Genomic DNA, 19,918 nt, shown 5'->3' on the forward strand with positions numbered 1-19,918 from the left:
AGAAAAATCCCCCGACCTTTGAAAGTCGGGGGAAATTAGTATAATCTAAAATACCATTGCTACACAATCAATAGATCGAGATTTATAGCGAATATTGAATTAATAACCCGGGTTTTGCGGGAAATCATTTTTAGTTCTATCAATTTGGCTCTGTGGAATAGGTCGAAGAGTATGGTATTCCTGAATATTAGGGCCACCATTTGGATTGTACATTTTAACTCTCTCCAACAGTTTTCCTGTTCTTTTCAGATCAGTCCATCTGTGTAATTCTCCAGCCAATTCTCTACCTCTTTCGTCAAGAATCATATCGATATCAAGTTCAGCAGCAGTAATCAAAGGAATTTCCTCACCACCTGGAAATTCAGCTCTTTTCCTAAGTATGTTAAAGTAAGTTACAGCTTCATCCATTTTACCTTGCATCATCAATGCCTCAGCAGCTATAAGATAAGTTTCTCCTAAACGCATGTACATATAATCTCTCCCATTATTTCTAAGAAAAGGATAACGATGCTTTTGTACAGTAGGAGAAAACACATCATTCCTATCTTTCACAATGACTAACCTATAAGGTGCATTTGCTATTTCATCTGGCGTAAATTCTTGCCTAATTGGATCATTGGTAAACCAAGCTGCTGTGTCCCCTATAGAGAATCCAGCAGGTACATTGGCTTCGTCATTGTACAACCAAGCTTCTTTGAAGGTAACACTATACCTGGAATCATTTCGGATATGTAATCCTCCATTTCTATAGTCATTTCCAAACAATGTGGTTAATGTAAAGTCTGTAGGCCAGAAACGAGCGATCCCAATATGGTACATATCATCTCCAATTAAACCAGGAAGCAACCATTGCCTAGGGCTAAGAAAACGCTGCAATTGATTGTCAGGATTATTGACTTCTGTATTGTCACCCCATTGAACAGACCAGATAACCTCTGAATGTCTTTGGTTAAAAGGATCAAAAATATCCGCATAGTTGTCCAATAATTGATGTCTTCCGCCCTCAATTACCTGAATCGCTAGTTCTGATGCTTTTGCCCAATTACCCATGGTCAAATAGACCTTTGCCAAATGGTTGGTAGCGGCATCATTTGTAGGCCTTCCGTACTGAACTTGTTCCATAGGAAGGTTTTCAATGCCATATTCCAAATCTGCTATGATTGCTGCGTAAACTTCTTCCACAGAAGTTCTAAACGCTTCCAATTCTACTCCCTTTGTTTCTTCCAAAGTTAGATGTACTGGGCCAAAATGCTGAACCAAAACAAAATAATAGTGAGCACGAAGAAACCTCGCTTCGGCTATCTTCTCCCTTTTGGTGGTTTCATTCAGACCTTCAATTCCATCAGCTCTTGAAATAACTGTATTGGCATAATTGATCCCTTTATAAAAATGCTCCCATACCAGTACGTCACCAGCAGGAGAAAGCACAGTTGAAGCATTTAAACCTGGGCCATAATTGTCCCATTCAGAGTTATAGCTTTGTCCTTCCTTGAACAAATCTGTTCCGAAAAGATTCATCAATAGTCCAGGCTCTCTACCATAATACCACCTTAAAGGTACATAGGCACCAACCAATGCTTCGTCCAATCCCACCGCAGTGGAAAATTGCACGTCAGCAACGGTATCTGTAATCATATTTTCTGTCAGGTCCGCACAACTTATGCAAGTACTAAAGACAGCCAATCCAAGTATATATTTTATTGTAGATTTCATCTTTTTAACATTAGTTTTTTAAAATCCAAGTTCAATACCCAACAAAAAGGTTCTGTAATTAGGCATATCATGGTCCCTAGCCCCTTCAGGATCCAATCCAGGAAACTGAGTGAAAGTAAATGGATTTTGAACACCTGTATAGATTCTGGATTTCCTCAAGCCTAATCTATCCAAAACATTATCTGGCAAACTATATCCCAAAGTGATGTTCCTCACTCTGACAAAACTTGCATCAAAATAGCCCATTGGGGTAGAGTAATCATGGCCACGAACCCTCGGCTGAGGATATTCATCACTTGGATTATCTGGAGTCCAATAGTGGACATCTCTTGAATTCAAGTTATAACCCCTTCTAAGGTTAATCATCCCACCAAGGGAAGTACCTCCAGCCTCACTGAAAATATTGATTCCTTGGGTAGTGTAGATAAAAAACGCAAAATCAAAATTGTTATAAGTAATCCTGTTGTTCAAACTACCTGTCCAACTTGGAACGTCAGAGCCCAAAAGCATTCTGTCGTCTGCACTAATCTTACCATCATTGTTAACATCATTTAATTTCATGTCACCAGGGTTGGCACCATAAGAGTTTGCTAGGTCACGCTCTGATTCCTGCCAGATACCAACGAATTCCCAATCATAATAGACGTTAATTGGCTGTCCGATAAACCATAGGTTACCTGGATCATCCTCTTTACCACCATACAACTCAGTTATCTCATTTTTATTGGCATGAAAAACAAAATCTGTAGTCCATCTAAAACCACCTGGTCTTTTGGCTTCTATGTTCACTGTTGAAACATTAAACTCAAACCCTCTATTTCTGGTCGCTCCTACATTTTCCAATGTACTTGAAAATCCTGAAGTAGGAGGCAATTGTCTGTTCATAAGCAGATCAATGGTCCTTTGTTCGTATACTCCAACAGTACCCATCACTCTACTATTCCAAAGTGAGAAATCTACTCCGATATCAATTTGCCTTGTTCTTTCCCATTTCAATTCAGAGTTTGCCAATTCTGCACTTTGAAACCCGAAAACGGATTGGTCTCCAAAAGCATAACCTACACGTTGTACTCTTCCTTGAGTTTGATAAGGGTTAATACCTGTATTTCCCACGTCACCATAACTGGCACGTAATTTCAACTCATCAAAGGTCGAGTTATTGGACATAAAATCTTCTTTATCCAACAACCAAGCAAGAGCCATTGATGGAAAAAGACCGTATTTATTTCCTTCTGCTAATCTAGAGGAACCATCTACCCTACCAGTCATGGTTACAATGTATTTATCCTTCATTGAATAATTCAAACGAAGCATATAAGATTCAAGCGCCCATTCATTTAAGTAAGAGCTTCTTGAGGTGGTTTCCTCTGCAGTCCCGATATTGTGGTAACGTTGTTGTTCGAAAGGCAGTCCTCTTACAGAAACACCTGTACCCAACTCCCTTAAAGTCTGAACACTATAAAGACCCGTTGCACGGACTTTATGATCAGCAGTTATATCTTTAGAATAGTTGACAATATTTTCATAAAGGATATTGCTCGTCTTGCTATTGGCTACACTAGCAGTAGAAGTTTGCCACTGATGTGTTCCTCTATCGTAATAGGTAAGGTCAGGAGCAAAATTAAATCGGTAGGTTAATCCGTCTATTATTTTAGCCTCTGCATAAACATTTGTGATTATACGAGTACGGTCTCTTCTATCAATATATAAATCCCTATCCAAAGCCAAGGTTGGAAAGCTCTCACCCACAGCAAATTCACTTGAAAGCGCTCCTTCAGCTCTTTCAGGCCAATCCAAAGGACTTCTTAGGATTAAGTCTCTAAAATTACCTCCCTGGTATTCTTCACTAGTGGTCACCTGAGCTGAAACGCCAGCTTTAAAACGACTGCTTATTTCCTGATCCAAGTTTAACCTTCCTACGAAACGAGAAAAATCATTATTTGAAACGATTGATTTGTGGTCAAGATAAGTTCCTGACAATGCATATTTTGTATCCTCAGTTCCACCTCTTACACTTAATTGATGGTTTTGTTGAAAACCAGTTTTAAAAGCTGCTTCTTGCCAGTCAGTATCAACGCCATTTTGAATTCCTTCTAATTCCCAATCAAGGAATAAAGCTTCATCGGTTGTGTAAGACCCTTGTTGTCTTGCAGCATCACGTTGCATTTCAGTAAATGTCTCGGCATCCATCAAATCCACTTTGTTGGAAATGTTCTGAATACCTGCAAAAGCACTGTATTCAATCTGTGTTCCTCCTGAGTATCCTCTCCTTGTCGTAATCAATATTACTCCATTGGATCCCCTGGAACCATAAATCGCTGTAGCTGATGCATCTTTTAATATTTCAATGGACTCAATATCTGATGGGTTAATGTCCATAAGGTTTCCAGCAATAGGAATACCATCCATAACGATCAATGGATCATTCCCTGCAACCAACGATCTCGCACCACGGATCCTTACTGTGGCCCCTGCACCGGGTCTGTAACTGTCAGCAACTACATCTACACCAGCAGCTCTTCCTTGAAGTAAACTCTCAAAGGAGTAAGTAGGCTCGCTGACAATGTCCTGCCTATTAATGGATGCGATCGATCCAGTTATTTCCCTTCTCTCAACAGAACCATAACCTACAACTACAAACTCGTCCAAGGAAGATTCATCTTCAGTTAAAGTGACGTTTATCTTGGTCTGATTTCCAACGTTTACTTTTACAGACTCATATCCAATAAATGAAATAACCAAGACTGCACCAGCAGGGGCGTCAATAGAAAAATTCCCATCCAAGTCTGTTGCAGTACCTGTTGTTGTGCCTTCAACTAATATAGTAGCCCCTGGTATAGGATTGCCATTGTCATCTACGATTGTTCCCGTTACCAATTTTAGAAAAACTGGAGGGGCATTCGTTTTGACTGACGAATTCTTTTCAGCAACCGTTATAGTATTATTGATCTGCTTGAAAACAAGATTACTTTTTCTTGAAATTTCTTCAAGAATAGTCTCTAAGTCTGATTTGTTCAGACCAATATTTAAAACCAAATCTTTTTGGAGTGCATTTTCATATACAAAGTTGAAATCACTTTGTTTTTCTATCTGACTGAAAATGTCAACCAATTTTTCAGTTTCCGAAGAAAGACTGATTTTGGTCTCTTTCATTATTTGGGCATCTGAATTATATGCCCAACCTACCCCTAAACCGAGATAAAACAGGCAACCAATGGAAAATATCCGCATAGTGATCCTCATAAAAAGGATGAGTAAATTTTTTTTCATAATTTGTAATGGTTAAATGTAATTCATTTTTAATGAATTGCTTATATAATGGTGGCGCTATTGGTAGTAGCGTCACTTTTAGCAATTCCCTTTTCTTACTTTTAAGTGCTTCCCGTTTATCTCATAGGCAATTCCTGTAGCATATTTAATTGATTCCATAATATCTTCTAGTGTCATCCTGGTGTAGCTCCCTGTCACCAAACATTTCATATTTTTATCACTTAATTCGACGGATTCTAATCCATACCAATTGGACAAAGTTATGAAGACTTCATTGATTGGCGTCTGGTTGAAAATTATCTTTCCATTAACCCAGGCAAACTTTACATCTGGGTTAATTTTTATTTTATTTCCTAATCCAGTATCTGTTTTGTAAGTTAATTGCTCGTTGGCAATTAAGAAATTATCCTCATTACCGTCGTCTCCTGCTGCCTCAATTACTTTTACTTTCCCTTCTTTCACCGCTACAGTTTGCGGTTTTCCTTTATAAGCACTGACTGTAAAAGCTGTTCCTAACACACTGGTTTCTAATCCATCTGTCACTACAACAAAAGGATTTTCAGGATCTTTTACAACTTCAAAAAATGCCTCTCCCTCAAGATACACTTTGCGATTGGCCGAAAACTGTTTGCTTACTTCCACCTTACTCCCACCATTTAAAAATATCACTGACCCATCTGCCAAAGTAAGTTTTCTCCTCACTCCTCTAGGATTGATAAACTTTTCAAAACGCTCCTCAACTAGCTTTTCCTCAACGGTTACTTCAGTTTTATTCAAATTATAAATCTCAAATATCCCTAAAAACACTACAAAAAATGCCGCTGCCCAACCAATCCAATTGTAATCTATTCTGGCATGGCGTTGAGGCTTTATCTTCGACATTAAAGCTTTTAAATTTTCTTCTTTCCTAGTGTCTAGGACTTTTTCATTCCCAACTTCTAACCCTTCATACCAATTGTTCAAAATTGATCTTTCCTCCGGACTTAGTTCATCTTCTAATTCCTTCTTTATTAGTTGCGAAATATGATTTGGAATATTCATAATTTACCTTGTATATATACTAAGTGTCAAAAACAGTAGCTTACTACCTAATAAATTTATTTATTTTTTGATTTTAATGAAAAATTCACCTTTTGATAACATCAAAGACAGGTGAACCAAGGGCGAATGATAAAAAGAGTTTTAACCCCAGAGATAATTTTTTATCTCTGCACGGATAAAAATTAGAGAGAGGTGAATCTTATTGTGAACTGTTTGAGGGGCAATTTGGAGTTGGGACGCAATTTCTTTAGTGGAAAGCTGCTGGTTACGGCTAAGTTTAAAAGTCTCCTTTTGGCCCTCAGGCAATTTATTGATGGCTACCTCTATTTTCTCATACAATTCCTCAAATTCTAAAATTCTAGGAACCTCTGTTTGAACCAGTACTTCATCAATCAAGGAAATATCACAAACTGTTTTCCTTTTATAAATTGCTTTGTAGACTTTATACTTTACTGCTGTGAGCAAATAAACCTTTAAGTTTTTTTGCACAGTTAGCTCTTTTCTATTGTTCCAAATGGTTAAAAAAATATCCTGAACCAAATCTTCGGCCTCTGAAAAATCACCTAATTTAGCATACGCTTGCCGTACCAATAGATCCCAATATTTATTGTAAATGGCCTCGAATGCTTTCACATTGCCTTTAGCCATATCTTTTAACAATAATATATCAGCGTTTTTCATTTTATTCAATGTAGGATTCCCTTGCTAAACCCTTCCAATTTATAGCAACATTTTCTAGTTTCCAATTAACTTTTATGGAACTGGGTAGAAATTTTAAGAATTAACTGGTATTTACCCTAGTCTTTACCCGATCCCCTATTAAATTAACTATCAAATAATTTAATCGTAAAAATGATCTGAACATTTAGTTTGTCAAAGCCTAAGGTTCCCAAAAAACGATTTATATACCCTGAAAAAAACACTACAAACATCGATTAATATGGACAACTCAACCAATATTATTGTTTAATTTTTTTTGAAATATAAGGTTAGTTTTTTTCACTTTAGACTATAAACATCATCGAAGGCTTCTATTTTTTAATCCAATAATAGGGGTGTTTTATCTTTTGTTTAAATTAATACACTGGCTGTGTGCAAAACCCTGATTTGGTTCTGTATTTTTGCTTTTTGTTAATAATTAACCAATAAAGGGCAGTTCAAATAGCATATGGGAAAGGAAATAAAGGAAATAGGCAAAAAAAATAAAATTGATAAGGAGCTTGTTATCAAGGTTTCGAAAATGAAGCCAGTCATAAAGCCTACGGTACCACATCGGCACGAAGGATACCATGAATTGATATACCTGAATAAAGGATCAGGCTATCACATAGTAGACGATACCAAGCATGAAGTGCTTCCACCTGTAGGCTTTTATTTAAACCAAGGCCAAGTCCATTGCTGGGACTTCTCAAAAATTCCAGAAGGATATGTTGTCATGTTCAAAGAGGAAGCACTTTCAAGCTACCCTTCCGCTTTAGACAATTTATTTAGGATCCACGACCTATTCAACATGCCTCGTCAAGCAAACACCTTATTGGACCATTTAAATATTTTCTACTTGGACTATAAAAATGACGAACCTTTAGAATTACTGTCTGCCCACCTTAACACCTTAATTTTAAAAACTGTACACCTATCTTCACTTAAAGACCACATCCATCCAAATTTTATCAGTGAATTTAGCAAGCTAAAAAAATTACTCAATGAAAATTACCTAACTCTCAGGACCTCTGAGGAGTACGCTAATTTAATGAACCTAAGTAGCCGAAAACTCAATCAAATCTGTCAAGCGGCGGCAGGTTGTAATGCCATAGAAATTATAAAAGAACGCTTGTTAATTGAATCCAAAAACCTACTAACCCACACCAATTTCCCTGTAAATGAAGTCGCATTTCAATTGAACTTTTCGGATGCTTCTAATTTTATTAAATTCTTTAAATCTCAAACAACTTTAACGCCCATGGAATATCGTGCTAGGTTATTGTCATAAAATCACCATTATTGGTAAAAATATACCACGATAATAACGCAATTACTAGCTTATTTTGCATCAAAAGCAATAAAACTGATGAAAACAGCCCAACTAATCCTAATAAATTTACTTCTTTTCAACTGTGTATATGCCCAAACAGGCATAAATGGGACACTTAAAGATGCCAAGGAAAATACCCCAATCGAATATGGAAGTATTGGCCTTTTTTCGCCTGCTGACTCCAGTCTCATTAATGGTGGGGTCACCGAACCTGATGGTACTTTTGAATTAAAAGGCATTAAACCGGGAGATTACTATTTAAGCATTCAATTTATGGGTTATAAAAAGCTTATCCTATCCCCTGTAAATATTAGTAGAGGAAAGTTACTTAACCTAGGTACTCTATTTATCTCTCCTGATGAGCAATTACTCGAAATGGTCGAAGTATCTGGTTCGCGATTTACAACCATGCACAAAGTAGACCGTCAGGTTTTCGAATCCTCTGATTTCCTTTCCGGCAAAGGTGGAAATGGAATTGACCTTATAAGAAACCTTCCTTCAGTTACCATTAATGCGGAAGGAGAGCTTTCGGTGAGGGGGACTACTGGTTTTGTTGTCATGTTGAACGGTAAACCTATTCAATCAGACCCTTCTATAATCCTTAGTCAATTACCTGCCAATGCCATTAAAAACATTGAAGTGGTAACCGCCCCATCTGCTAAGTATGACCCTGAAGGAAAGGCTGGAATCATTAATATCACTACAGAAAAAGGTGCAACAGATGGTACTTACATTCAAGTAAACACCAGGATAGGCCTACCAAGTGTTCAAGATTACGACAACAAGGAAAAGCCACAAAGGTATGGAGCCGACTTCACTATCAACCATAAAAAAGATGTGTGGGACTTGTCTTTTGGCGCAAGTTATTTAAGAAATGACGTCAATGGCCGCAGGGAAGGCGAGGTGTATACGATAATTGATGACAAAACTACCTTCTTCCCCTCCGATGGCGAGCGGGGCTTTGACGAGGAGGCCTATTCCGGGAGATTTACCCTTGGATTTGTGCCCAACGAAAAGAATAATTTCAGCTTGGGTTTTTACGGAGGAATAAGGAGCAAAGACAGAACTGCTGATATCCTTTACTATGACAATCATGCAGTGGTGAACGAAGAGAGGGTTTACACCATGCAGTATTACAATGAGAATTTAAGGATTCGGACAAGTGATTTTGCTTTGGGTAGTTTTGATTATGTCCATACTTTTGAAAATAAAGCTTCCCTCTCTACCTCATTTCTATATGAGTATACCATGCTGGGAGGCCCTACGACAAACCGGAACCTCGGCTACCCTAATACTTCACTTATTTATCAGGATGAATACAATACCAATGACAACCCACTTAATGGAATACGCTGGCAAACGGATTACAAAGCCAAACCTCAGAATTGGGGTACCTTGGAGGTAGGCTATCAATTCAGAAGTCTCAATCACCTGGGGGATTTCGTTTATGAAAGGAAAAGCAGTGAGGGTGAATTTGAACTTGTACCTGAGTTTTCTTCAAATGTAGATTTGAAAAGATTGATTCATTCGGCTTATGGTCAAGTGAATGGAAGTCAGGGCAAATGGAATTACACTGCTGGCTTGAGACTGGAATACATGGATAGGTCACTACATCTACAAGACAAAGGAAACACAGTGGACAGCACCTACACTTATGATTTTTTTAAACCCTACCCATCTGCCAATATCCAATACAGTGCAAATGAAGATTTAAATTTTAAAGCTGCTTATAGTAGAAGAGTAGAGCGAACCACTACCTTTAAAATGAATCCATTTCCAGAAAGAGAGCATTCCGAAACCCTAGAACAAGGTGATCCAACCTTGCTGCCGGAATTTATTGACATGGTAGAGGCCGGTATGGTGAAGGATTTTGGTGAAAACAGTTTTTACACCACTGCTTATTATAGAAATGTAAAAAATTTAGTCAATAGGGTTAACACTATATACAACGATACTATCTTAAACCGGATTTATTCTAATGTTGGAACAGGAAGGTCCCTTGGTTTAGAACTAGGTCTTGAATTGAATCCTACAACAAAATGGAAAGTATTTGCAGGTGGCAATTTGTATCGGTATCAGATTAATGGCCAATTTGATGAACGGCCTATTGATACTTCAGCATGGGTGTACTCTGTAAATGCCAATACCAGCTATGCTTTTACTTCCTCATTTAGTCTACAATGGTCACTTAATTACCTGTCCAAAAAAATCACTGCTCAAGGGGAAGATTCAAGGTTTATTTCACCTAATTTAGTAGCAAAGAAATCTTTCTTTGGGGATCGATTTAGCGCTTCCCTCCAGTGGCTCAATATGGACATGGGGTTGTTACCTACGAATGAACAAAGAATAACCACCTGGCGAGAAGGCGAATTCTACACGGCGACAAACTACGTTTTAGAAGTGGACATGTTTATGTTAAACCTAAGCTATACCATAAACCCTGGAAGAAATAAGTCACGTTTTGTCAAAAGTGAATTTGGAGACAAAGAATTTTAAAAACAGTAGGTATAAGATCCTAAAGGAGGATCATTCTTCCTTTAGGATCTGTCCCAATAACTTTAACTCTTGCTCTAGCTTATCTGACCAGGGCAATCCATAATTCAAGCGCAGGCAATTGTGAAACTGGCTCTGTAGGGTAAACATGCGACCAGGGGCTATACTGATACCTCTGGTCAATACTTTATCAAATAATTTCCCTGTATCCCATTTTTTATCTAATTCCACCCAGAGTACAAAACCTCCTTGTGGCCTGCTTATTTTAGTCCCCTCGGGAAAGTAATCTGCGATTGTCCGTATAAAGTGTAGCGAGTTGCTGTACAATGTCGCCCTAAGTTGTCTTAAATGTTTTTCATAATAGTCATTTTCCAAAAACAAGCCGATAGCTTCTTGTGTAACGGTGGTGCCGGAAATAGAATGAAAAAGTTTAAGCTTTAAAATAGACTTTATAAATTTCCCTGGGGCCATCCACCCTACCCTATAGCCAGGAGCAAGGGTTTTGGATACAGATCCACACCATAAAACAATCCCTTCTTTGTCAAACGCTTTGCAAGGCTTTGGTCGACTTGTACCAAAATAAACATCCCCATACAAGTCATCTTCTATCAAGGGTATATTGTGTTGGGTCAATAATTCAACCACTGACTTCTTGTTCTCCTCTGGCATACAACTCCCCAAAGGATTATTAAAATTACTTACAAGCAAGCAAATGTCAATCTCACCAATTAAAGCCTCCAAATCATGTGGTAAAACACCAAATTCAGGATTAGTTGGTAATTCCACCACTTTAAGCCCCATGTTTTTGGCCAACTGTAGGATTCCAAAATACACAGGACTCTCCACACCTATTCGATCTCCGGGTTTGGTTAAGGCCATAAATGCTAGAGAGATTGCATGCATTGCTCCAGAGGTAGTTACCAGTTCATCCACCCCAAGATTACCTCCCCAGGTAAAGGACCATTTGGAAACATTCTTCCGTAGGCGAAGGTTGCCTTGAATATCGTCATATCCTGTCCCCCCAGCACTAAGGGTTTTGGCTGCCGTCTGAAGGCATTTATTCAATCTGGCCACTGGAAAAAAGGATTCATCAGGTACACTCAAGGCCATTTGAGTAATGTTTTTGTTAACGAAATTTGAAAAAACCTTTCCTATTAAACCATCCTCTTTTCCTGGTGCACTATTTATCCTGGGACTACTGGCCATCGGCATGGGTAGCCTTTGTTCATCCTTTAAGCAAACAAAAAAACCAACCTGAGGACGGGACACGATACAGGACCTGCTTTCCAAAAGTAAATACGCCTGGATCACCGTATTTTTGCTAACCCCGTTTTCTTTGCTTACCGTACGTATAGAAGGCATTTTATCGCCTAACTTTAGGGTACCTTTCGCAATGAGGTTTTCAAAGTTTTCAGCAAGTTTTTCAAAGAGGCTCATTTACATAGATTTTTCACTGTACCCTTCAAATTTAAATAAATTGTATCTGTAACCAATCAATGATTCTTCTTTAATTTGCAATTACAATGAAATGATTTGTAGAATACACGAGAGACATTTTAATTAATAGGTCCTGAAATAATTTAAATCGCTCAATTTCATAGAAAGAAGGCAAATAATTTTTTTGAACTATTATTAATATTGATTGTTGAAAATTTACCGTTAAGAAATAATGACACCAGAAATTCCCTATGAATAGTAGGATTGTCAAGCCAATGCATTTTTAATAGAATTACCCATGATGAACGAAACGATAACTGAAAAGCCGGATTTTGATTTTGACAATTTCACTTTCGGCGTACAAGCCACAGATCAAATGTTGGTGGCAAAATATAAAAATGGCTCTTGGTCAGATTTTCAAATAGGCCCAGTGAAGAATATTTCATTGTCTCCATTGGCCATGTGCTTGCATTATGGACAAACAGTATTTGAAGGGTTAAAAGCATTTAAAACTGTTGATGGGAAGGTTAATATTTTCAGGTTAGAGAGTCATTATAAAAGAATGAACCGCTCACTTGAAAGGATGGCCATGCCTCCATTGCCAGCGTCCTGTTTTATAGATGGGATCCGTGAACTGGTAAACAAAGAAAGTCAATGGGTTATCGATGATCCTGAGTATGCCCTCTATATTCGGCCATTTGCCATCGCTACCGAAAATAAGCTTGGGGTGGATGCGTCTCATGAGTATTTATTTATGGTGATTTTATCTCCTTTAAAAGCTTATTATAATCGACCATTGAGAGTTTTAGTTGAAACAAATTATATCCGCTCTGCAAGAGGTGGTGCAGGCGCAGCTAAAAATGGGGGTAATTACGGCGCTTCACTTCTGCCGCAGCAAAAAGCCAAACAAGCAGGGTTTGACCAAATTATTTGGTTAGATGCCAGTGAAAAAAAATACATTGAAGAGTCTGGCACCATGAACATAATGTTTATCCTCAATGGTAAAACATTACTAACTCCAGCCTTAAGTGACAGTATCCTAGACGGGATCACGAGGGACTCTATTCTTAAACTTGCTCCTGAATTGGGCTTGAAGGTAGAAGAAAGAACTATCCAAATTACCGAAATTTTGGATAGGGTAAGCGCAGGTGAAAAAGTAGAGGCATTTGGTGTGGGTACTGCTGCTGTTATTTCTCCGATAGAAGAAATTTCTTATAAAGATGATTTGTTTGAGACTTATGTACAGGAAGATGCCGTGATGTATCGAATCAAAAACAAGTTATCTGAAATCAGAAGAGGTATTAGTCCAGATCATTTTAGCTGGTCAGACTTGGTCTAAACAGTAATTTTTCCCATTAAAAAAGCCTGAAACTTAATCTAAAAGTTTCGGGCTTTTTAGTATTAAAGCCTTTGCTAATCACCCTACTCATCACTGAGGCTAAAATGAACTTTAAAATCCTAGGTTTATAAGGCAAGAATTACTGATTTTACTCACGCCATTTAAGAACAAAAGCATTTCTATCAAAAATCTTTTTTACGCATGGCTTTTTTCTGTGACCGGACCCGTTTTCCTTTTAAACGTCTCTCTTTCGCCGCTTTACCTGGGCGAGTCGCAATTCTTTTTTTCTTCTTTTTGAAAACCTTCTCCATCAGCTCATAGAATTTCCTGATAACGGTTTTCTTGTTGTCAAGTTGAGAACGAGAAGTTTGAGCATCAATCTGTAGGTTACCCTCCTTGTCCAATTTGTGGCCATATTTTTCGAAAAGCTTGCTTTTTTCATCCTCAGACAAACATTGAGCGTTGGGAACATTAAAAAATAAAGTAACCCTCGAATTTACCTTATTGACGTTTTGACCACCGGGCCCACTGCTTCTAGAGGCTAGAAAGCTGAACTCGGAAGTAAATACTTCGTTTTTAATTTTCTCCAAAATCGTCATGAAAAAGCTGATTACCGTGGTACCTGACCATAATGAAGATTTATAGCGTAATAGTTCCCCATCGCTTATGTCCAAGTGATTTTTTTAACATAAATTGTTTAAACAAAACTACACTTCCAATACCGCTTCCTTTAGAGAATTGGCAATGAAAGTGTAGCTTTAAACAATTCCGTTAAGATCGTTTTCTATTAACAGCAGCCTCCTCCAGGGGTACAAGATTCACCCGCAGGGGTACTCACCATTTTTAATTTTGGTTTCGTTTCTGGTATACCACAATTCTCTTTTGCCAAACAATCTGTTTGTTTTCCGGTAAGTAAAAATGAATTTCCGTCAAATGCTAAACCAAATCTTTGAATGGTTTCTCCCTGATATTCAACCTCTATAGCTGCGTCCTTTAATCCCAAAACCTTCTCAGACAATTCAATGATATGCAATAGCTTCTCTGGGTGTAAACGATGATTATAATCATCAGCAGCCCAAAGTTGAAAATTAATTACCTCTTCTTTTCGCTCTGTGCCTCCACAGTCAATAAAGTGCCTGGTTACTTTGCCCACCTCTGTAACATGAAAATGTTCAGGCACTAAAGTGCCATCAGGCAATTGAAAACTTAGCTCCTTATTTTCAGTTAATATTGGTTTTATCTCTGATAATTTCATAGCCTTTTATTTTAATTGAATCTTTTAATTAATAATTTAAATGCCTATATCGTTTAAGTATTGTACTGGCCAAACCTATCAGTAATCGCTTAATTTGAAGCATCACTCAATCGTTATATTGCAATATTACGATTAATTAATTTAATGTAAAAGAAACCCGCATTATTTTTAAATGATAACCCTCAAAAAATAAGAAATAATTCCTTCCTGAAGAGAAAACCTTCCTATGAATTAGAATTTTCAATTTGATGCTATCAATTTGTTAATCAAAAAGGAATGATTTTCTTTGAAAATTGTTTTATACTTCTATCCCATTCAAGGCTTTCTATGACAGAAAATAAAAGTAAGGCTAGTTTAAAAAGTGTTTTTAAAACAATTATCTGGCCAAGACGAAAATACCTTTTTATTGGTCTCTTCTTAATCATCATCAGTAGATTATCCGGACTTGTCCTACCCTGGGCAAGTAAGTACCTCGTTGATGATGTAATTCCTTCCAGCGATTTTGAGCTATTAAAATGGCTTATCGTTGCAGTAGTCGTTTCGGTTACCATACAATCCGTTACCTCTTTTGGCTTAACACAAATATTAAGTGTAGAAGCACAAAATCTTATTGCTAAATTAAGAGTGGAAGTTCAAGCTCATATTATAAGGTTGCCTATTCGATTTTTTGACAATGCCAAAACTGGAGAGTTGGTTTCCCGGGTGATGACAGATGTTGAAGGAGTTCGTAATTTAGTAGGTACTGGACTTGCACAGATGGTTGGCGGAATATTGACCTCCCTCATAAGTTTGGTACTTTTAATTTACATCAGTCCCAAAATGACTTTATACGTTTTGGTTCCTGTTGTAATTTTCGGCGTTATTTCTTTGAAAGCATTTGGACGCATCAGACCTATCTTTAGAGAAAGGGGCAAAATCAATGCGGATGTTACTGGTAGACTAACTGAAACACTTGGAGGCATTCGGGTAATAAAAGGGTTCAATGCTGAAGACCAGGAAACCAAGATATTTGAATCAGGTGTCAACAGATTATTTTTAAATGTTAAAAGTAGCTTAACCGCCACCAGTTTTGTAACCAGTGCGGCCACCTTTTTATTGGGCCTTGCCTCTGCTGGAATTATGGGCATTGGGGGTTATATGATAATGGAAGACCAATTGACTTTTGGTGATTTCTTGGCCTTTACACTGTTGCTAGGTTTTATGATTGCGCCTATTCTTCAGATGAGTAATATCGGCAGTCAATTGACAGAAGCCTTTGCGGGTCTTGACAGGACGCAAGAGCTGATGAACATTCCTTTAGAAGCAGATCCTACTACCAGAAATATTGTTTTGCCTCAGGTTAAAGGAAGAGTAGCTTTCGAAAATGTTTATTTTGAGTATGAGTCTGGAACAGAAATTATAAAAGGTGTTGACTTTGTTGCCGAGCCAGGAACGGTTACCGCCTTGGTGGGTAGTTCAGGATCTGGAAAGACCACCATCTCAGGTTTAGTTGCCTCGTTTCTTAATCCCTCAAAAGGATTGGTAACCGTAGATGGGCAAGACCTTAGCAAAGTAAACCTCAATTCCTTTAGAAGGCAATTGGGAGTTGTATTACAAGATGATTTCCTTTTTGAAGGGACAATCAGAGAAAATATAATGTTTCCAAGACCTGATGCCTCTGAAGAATTGCTACAAGATGCGGTTAAATCTGCCTATGTACATCAATTTACAGATCATTTCGAAAAAGGGCTGGAAACAGTTATTGGGGAACGTGGGGTCAAACTTTCCGGTGGTCAAAGACAAAGGCTGACCATTGCCAGGGCAATTTTAGCTGACCCAAGAATACTGATTTTAGATGAAGCTACAAGTAACCTTGATGCAGAAAGCGAACATTTCATTCAATCCAGTTTAAAAAGTCTTATGGAAGGAAGAACAACTTTTGTGATTGCGCACAGGCTAAGTACAATAAGACAAGCAGATCAGATTCTGGTCATCGAAAAAGGGAAGATCGTAGAACGTGGACGTCATGATGAATTAATCAATATCAATGGCAGGTACTATGATTTGTATAACTTCCAGGCAAGAATTTAATTTTAATAAAACGGGTTGATCTTAACCTTAATTGGTAGAAGTAGTTCATTTCAATTATTTGAAATTTCTATACTAGCAGGTAAATGCTTTATTAACAGCGTTTTTAACCGATACTAAATATAAAAAAATCAGTAAATTTGGCGGTATTGTTGTCTTTATAAGGCAATAATACTGGCAAATTCCTACCCTGCAATTTCAGCCTTAATACGAATTTCATATCGGCCCCTGACTATTGGGCTTAAGAATTAGCCAATAAGGCCTGAGCTGCTAGTCTACCTGAAGTCATCGCAGCGTTTATAGAACCATTCAGTAACTGGTCACCTGCCAAGAAAACATTGTCAAATAATTTCACATGTTGAAGGGGAGCAGTATTCTTTACTTCTGTTAATATTGGCAATGCTTTTTCAATGGAATAAGTTTTAATGTGTTCAAAATAGTTCGCATCAATTCCTGTAAGTGCTGATAGCTCCGTTGCCACCAAAGATTCCAGGCTTTCTATCCCATTTACATCCTTAATTATCGATACTGATAAGAGGGCTCTGCCATCATTGGCATATTTCTTACTTACATCTGTTAAAAAGACCAAGTTGTTAATCATGAACTTATCATCTGGCACCAATGCAATCATAGGCTTAGCTATAAATGATTGTTGCAAGGTGAAATACAGATTGGTAACATTATGGTATTGAAAATTCTCCTGACCAATGATTTTTCCTGGGGCGGTAGCGATGATGACTTGATCCGCAGTCAATGTATTCCCAGACTCCAAGTGAATGGTGCTATTTTCAACCAAAGAAACTTTGGTATTGAACCTTACTTGTGTATGCTCAAGTTGGTTAAAAAGTTGATTTGTGATTTGCCCCATGCCCATTTCTGGTATAGCAGCATAACCTTCTCCAAACATTTTGAATACAAATTCAAACATTCTGGAAGAAGTCGAAAGCTTATCTTCTAAAAAAATCCCACTGAAAAACGGTTTAAAAAAATTATGAATAATGCGCTTTGAAAACCCAAAATCCTCGAGGTATATCATTGTCGAGCTTTGGGGGCTAGAGAAAATAGCTTCAACACTTTTTTCTTTTAACCTTTTAGTCAAGGCATACATTTTATATTTATCCCAAAGCGTTCCTACATTTGAAAGGGCCATGGAAAAAACCTTGAGGGGGTTTCTTAATGGGTCGTGAATAGCATAAGATTCTCCTCCTGATGCTAAAATTATAGCGCCAGCTTTAAATTTTTTCAATTTTAAACTACCCAAATCTAGGTACCTGCTTAGTTCTGGGTAAGAAGTAAGCAAGACCTGAAATCCTTGGTCGAGTAAATAACCGTACATTTCGTCGGTTTTAACCCTTCCTCCAATACTATCAGATGCTTCAAGAATTACGGGAAAATAACCGGCTCTTTCAAGTTCAATAGCCGCTACTAAGCCGGAAATTCCAGCCCCAATAATGTATACACTTTTTTCAGCTGTTAGCATTGGTTTGGTTTAAATTATAATCTATTATTCAAGCTCCCCTTTAATATTTTTACGTTCACGAAACTTTCCTTTATCAGAAGAAGAGGACGCCGTTTTAGGCTTGGCTTCTTGCTTCGCCCTTACTGGTTCGCTAGTATTTTTTTTATCAGCAGGTCGTGATTGCTTTTTATAAGGTTTTCCTTGCCTCTTGTTTCCTGGTGAATTTTTATTCCCTCCAGGTCTTTTACCTCCAGAAGATTTACCAGAATGACTCTTTTTCAAGTCAGGGCCGGTTCCTATATCCTCTGGATTAGGTAATATATCAATTTCCATGCCGATAAGGTTTTCAATATTTTTATACTTGTACCTGTCTTTTTCATTGACAAAGGTCACCGCTTTTCCTTTCTTTTCAGCTCTGGCTGTACGTCCTACTCTGTGCACATAATCCTCAGGATCATTGGGTGTATCGAAATTAATCACCATTTCTATGTCCTCAACATCAATTCCTCTAGAGAGAATATCTGTTGCAACCAGGATCTTCAAGGATTTGTTTTTAAAAGAAGACATTATTAGTTCTCTCTCATTTTGATCTAAATCAGCATGAAAAGCTTCCACTTTGAAATTCTTCTTTAGCGCTTTAAACAAAGACTTAACTTTATCTTTGGTAGAACAGAATATAATGACGGCCTGAAAGTCCTGTGATTTAAGGATACTATTGACTAGTGCCTCTTTTTGCCCATCATAAACATGGTAAACATATTGACTTACCCCTTTGGCTGTTTTACCTAAAGCAATTGATATTTGCTCAGGATCTTGCAAAATCTGCTGAGAAAACTTTCTTATTTTAGGGGGCATTGTTGCAGAAAACAACAAGGTTTGCCGTTTTTTGGGAAGATAGTTTACTATCGTTAAGATGTCTTCTGAAAACCCCATGTCCAACATCCTATCCGCTTCATCAAGTATTAAGTTTTCTAAGAAATCAAAATTCACTTTACCACCTGCAAGAAGAGCTATTAACCTTCCTGGAGTAGCTACAACTATGTCGGCACCCATCTCCAAGGCCTTTCTTTGTTGTTCCCATACTTTACCATCTCCTCCACCATAAATAGGAATTGAACTAATCCCTAGGAAATAGGCAAGTCCTTGAATCTGCTGGTCTATTTGTATAGCCAGTTCTCGTGTAGGAGCAATAATCAAAACTGAAACGCCTTTTCTATCTCCTTTACTTATTTCATTAAGTACAGGTAGAATAAAGGCCGCCGTTTTGCCTGTCCCTGTCTGAGCGGTGGCTATTAAATCCTTACCCCCTAAAATTATTGGTATTGCTTGCTCTTGTATGGGAGTTGCTTTTTCAAAACCCATTGCATCCAAACCTTCTTGAAGCTCGGGAACAAAATTAAATTCACTAAAAATCAATTTTTCTCTAGTTTAAGTGTACAAATACGCCCAGCCAATTAACAACAATTGCATCGGGAGCCTTATAAGCAACAACCATTTTGGAATTCCTAAATGCTTTCTTTGATACATGTAAAGATTGGCTGGAAAAACAGCAATTAACAATAGGATGATTCCATAGGCAGCTAAAGTACGGGTTGATTCAAAAATTAAACCAAGCCCCAATCCCACTTCCAGCCCCCCTACTAATTTGTTTACCAATTTGGGTACGGGAATGAAAGGCGGAATAATACTAACAAACATGGCGGGTCTCACAAAATGCATGATGCCCGTTGTCATATAAAAAATTGCCATTGCATAAAGAAATGCTTCATCCATAAAAATCAATTGCAGTAATTTCTTTATTCTTTAAAATTA

14 protein-coding genes are annotated in these 19,918 nt (G+C 37.7%); 4 read left to right on the forward strand and 10 right to left on the reverse strand.

What is annotated here, in order from left to right:
* Positions 1-99 precede the first annotated feature (99 nt).
* The 4 genes from AAC073_RS00320 to AAC073_RS00335 form a co-directional block, all read right to left on the reverse strand.
* Positions 100-1,713, reverse strand: a complete 1,614-nt coding sequence (locus tag AAC073_RS00320) for a RagB/SusD family nutrient uptake outer membrane protein (RefSeq protein WP_339921830.1) — start codon at positions 1,711-1,713, stop codon at positions 100-102.
* An 18-nt stretch (positions 1,714-1,731) separates the two neighbouring features.
* A complete protein-coding gene (locus AAC073_RS00325) occupies positions 1,732-4,983 on the reverse strand; it encodes a SusC/RagA family TonB-linked outer membrane protein (RefSeq protein WP_339921831.1) in 3,252 nt (1,083 codons plus the stop codon).
* Positions 4,984-5,061: 78 nt separating this feature from the next.
* The gene (locus AAC073_RS00330; RefSeq protein ID WP_339921832.1) at positions 5,062-6,024 is read right to left on the reverse strand and encodes a FecR domain-containing protein; all 963 of its coding nucleotides are present in this window, start codon (positions 6,022-6,024) and stop codon (positions 5,062-5,064) included.
* Between the two features lie 141 nt (positions 6,025-6,165).
* Positions 6,166-6,705: a sigma-70 family RNA polymerase sigma factor gene (locus AAC073_RS00335; protein WP_339921834.1), complete on the reverse strand. Its 540-nt coding sequence runs from the start codon at positions 6,703-6,705 to the stop codon at positions 6,166-6,168.
* Between the two features lie 487 nt (positions 6,706-7,192).
* On the opposite strand from AAC073_RS00335, the gene AAC073_RS00340 reads away from it, so the two are divergent.
* Positions 7,193-8,014 carry an AraC family transcriptional regulator gene (locus AAC073_RS00340; protein WP_339921835.1) on the forward strand — a complete coding sequence of 274 codons (822 nt, stop codon included), beginning with the start codon at positions 7,193-7,195 and terminating at the stop codon, positions 8,012-8,014.
* Between the two features lie 78 nt (positions 8,015-8,092).
* Entirely contained in the window at positions 8,093-10,552 is a 2,460-nt protein-coding gene (locus tag AAC073_RS00345; protein ID WP_339921836.1) for a TonB-dependent receptor, read from the forward strand.
* A 30-nt stretch (positions 10,553-10,582) separates the two neighbouring features.
* On the opposite strand, the gene AAC073_RS00350 is transcribed toward AAC073_RS00345, so the two are convergent.
* A complete protein-coding gene (locus AAC073_RS00350) occupies positions 10,583-11,986 on the reverse strand; it encodes a PLP-dependent aminotransferase family protein (protein ID WP_339921837.1) in 1,404 nt (467 codons plus the stop codon).
* Positions 11,987-12,284: 298 nt separating this feature from the next.
* Here AAC073_RS00350 and AAC073_RS00355 point away from each other — a divergent pair, with 298 nt between their 5' ends.
* Positions 12,285-13,325 (forward strand): branched-chain amino acid aminotransferase, encoded by a 1,041-nt coding sequence (locus tag AAC073_RS00355; RefSeq protein WP_339921838.1) that lies wholly within the window; start codon positions 12,285-12,287, stop codon positions 13,323-13,325.
* Between the two features lie 182 nt (positions 13,326-13,507).
* Here the strand turns inward: AAC073_RS00355 and arfB are convergent, their stop codons facing one another.
* Both arfB and AAC073_RS00365 read right to left on the reverse strand, forming a co-directional pair.
* A complete protein-coding gene (arfB, locus tag AAC073_RS00360; RefSeq protein ID WP_339921839.1) occupies positions 13,508-13,999 on the reverse strand; it encodes an alternative ribosome rescue aminoacyl-tRNA hydrolase ArfB in 492 nt (163 codons plus the stop codon).
* A gap of 113 nt (positions 14,000-14,112) precedes the next feature.
* Positions 14,113-14,580, reverse strand: coding sequence for a DUF6428 family protein (locus tag AAC073_RS00365; protein ID WP_339921840.1), 468 nt, complete (start codon positions 14,578-14,580; stop codon positions 14,113-14,115).
* A 327-nt stretch (positions 14,581-14,907) separates the two neighbouring features.
* On the opposite strand from AAC073_RS00365, the gene AAC073_RS00370 reads away from it, so the two are divergent.
* Positions 14,908-16,650, forward strand: a complete 1,743-nt coding sequence (locus AAC073_RS00370; protein WP_339921841.1) for an ABC transporter ATP-binding protein — start codon at positions 14,908-14,910, stop codon at positions 16,648-16,650.
* 238 nt (positions 16,651-16,888) lie between these two features.
* Here AAC073_RS00370 and AAC073_RS00375 read toward each other — a convergent pair whose 3' ends face one another.
* From AAC073_RS00375 to AAC073_RS00385, 3 genes are read right to left on the reverse strand one after another with little or no spacing between them, the layout of a single operon-like run.
* Entirely contained in the window at positions 16,889-18,127 is a 1,239-nt protein-coding gene (locus AAC073_RS00375; protein ID WP_339921842.1) for an NAD(P)/FAD-dependent oxidoreductase, read from the reverse strand.
* Between the two features lie 24 nt (positions 18,128-18,151).
* Positions 18,152-19,522 carry a DEAD/DEAH box helicase gene (locus AAC073_RS00380; RefSeq protein WP_339921843.1) on the reverse strand — a complete coding sequence of 457 codons (1,371 nt, stop codon included), beginning with the start codon at positions 19,520-19,522 and terminating at the stop codon, positions 18,152-18,154.
* 12 nt (positions 19,523-19,534) lie between these two features.
* On the reverse strand, positions 19,535-19,879 hold the full coding sequence (locus AAC073_RS00385; protein WP_339921844.1) for a MauE/DoxX family redox-associated membrane protein: 345 nt from the start codon (positions 19,877-19,879) through the stop codon (positions 19,535-19,537).
* Positions 19,880-19,918 lie beyond the last annotated feature (39 nt).

The organism is uncultured Cyclobacterium sp., from assembly GCF_963977555.1.
In the GTDB taxonomy this organism is placed as follows: Bacteria; Bacteroidota; Bacteroidia; order Cytophagales; family Cyclobacteriaceae; genus Cyclobacterium.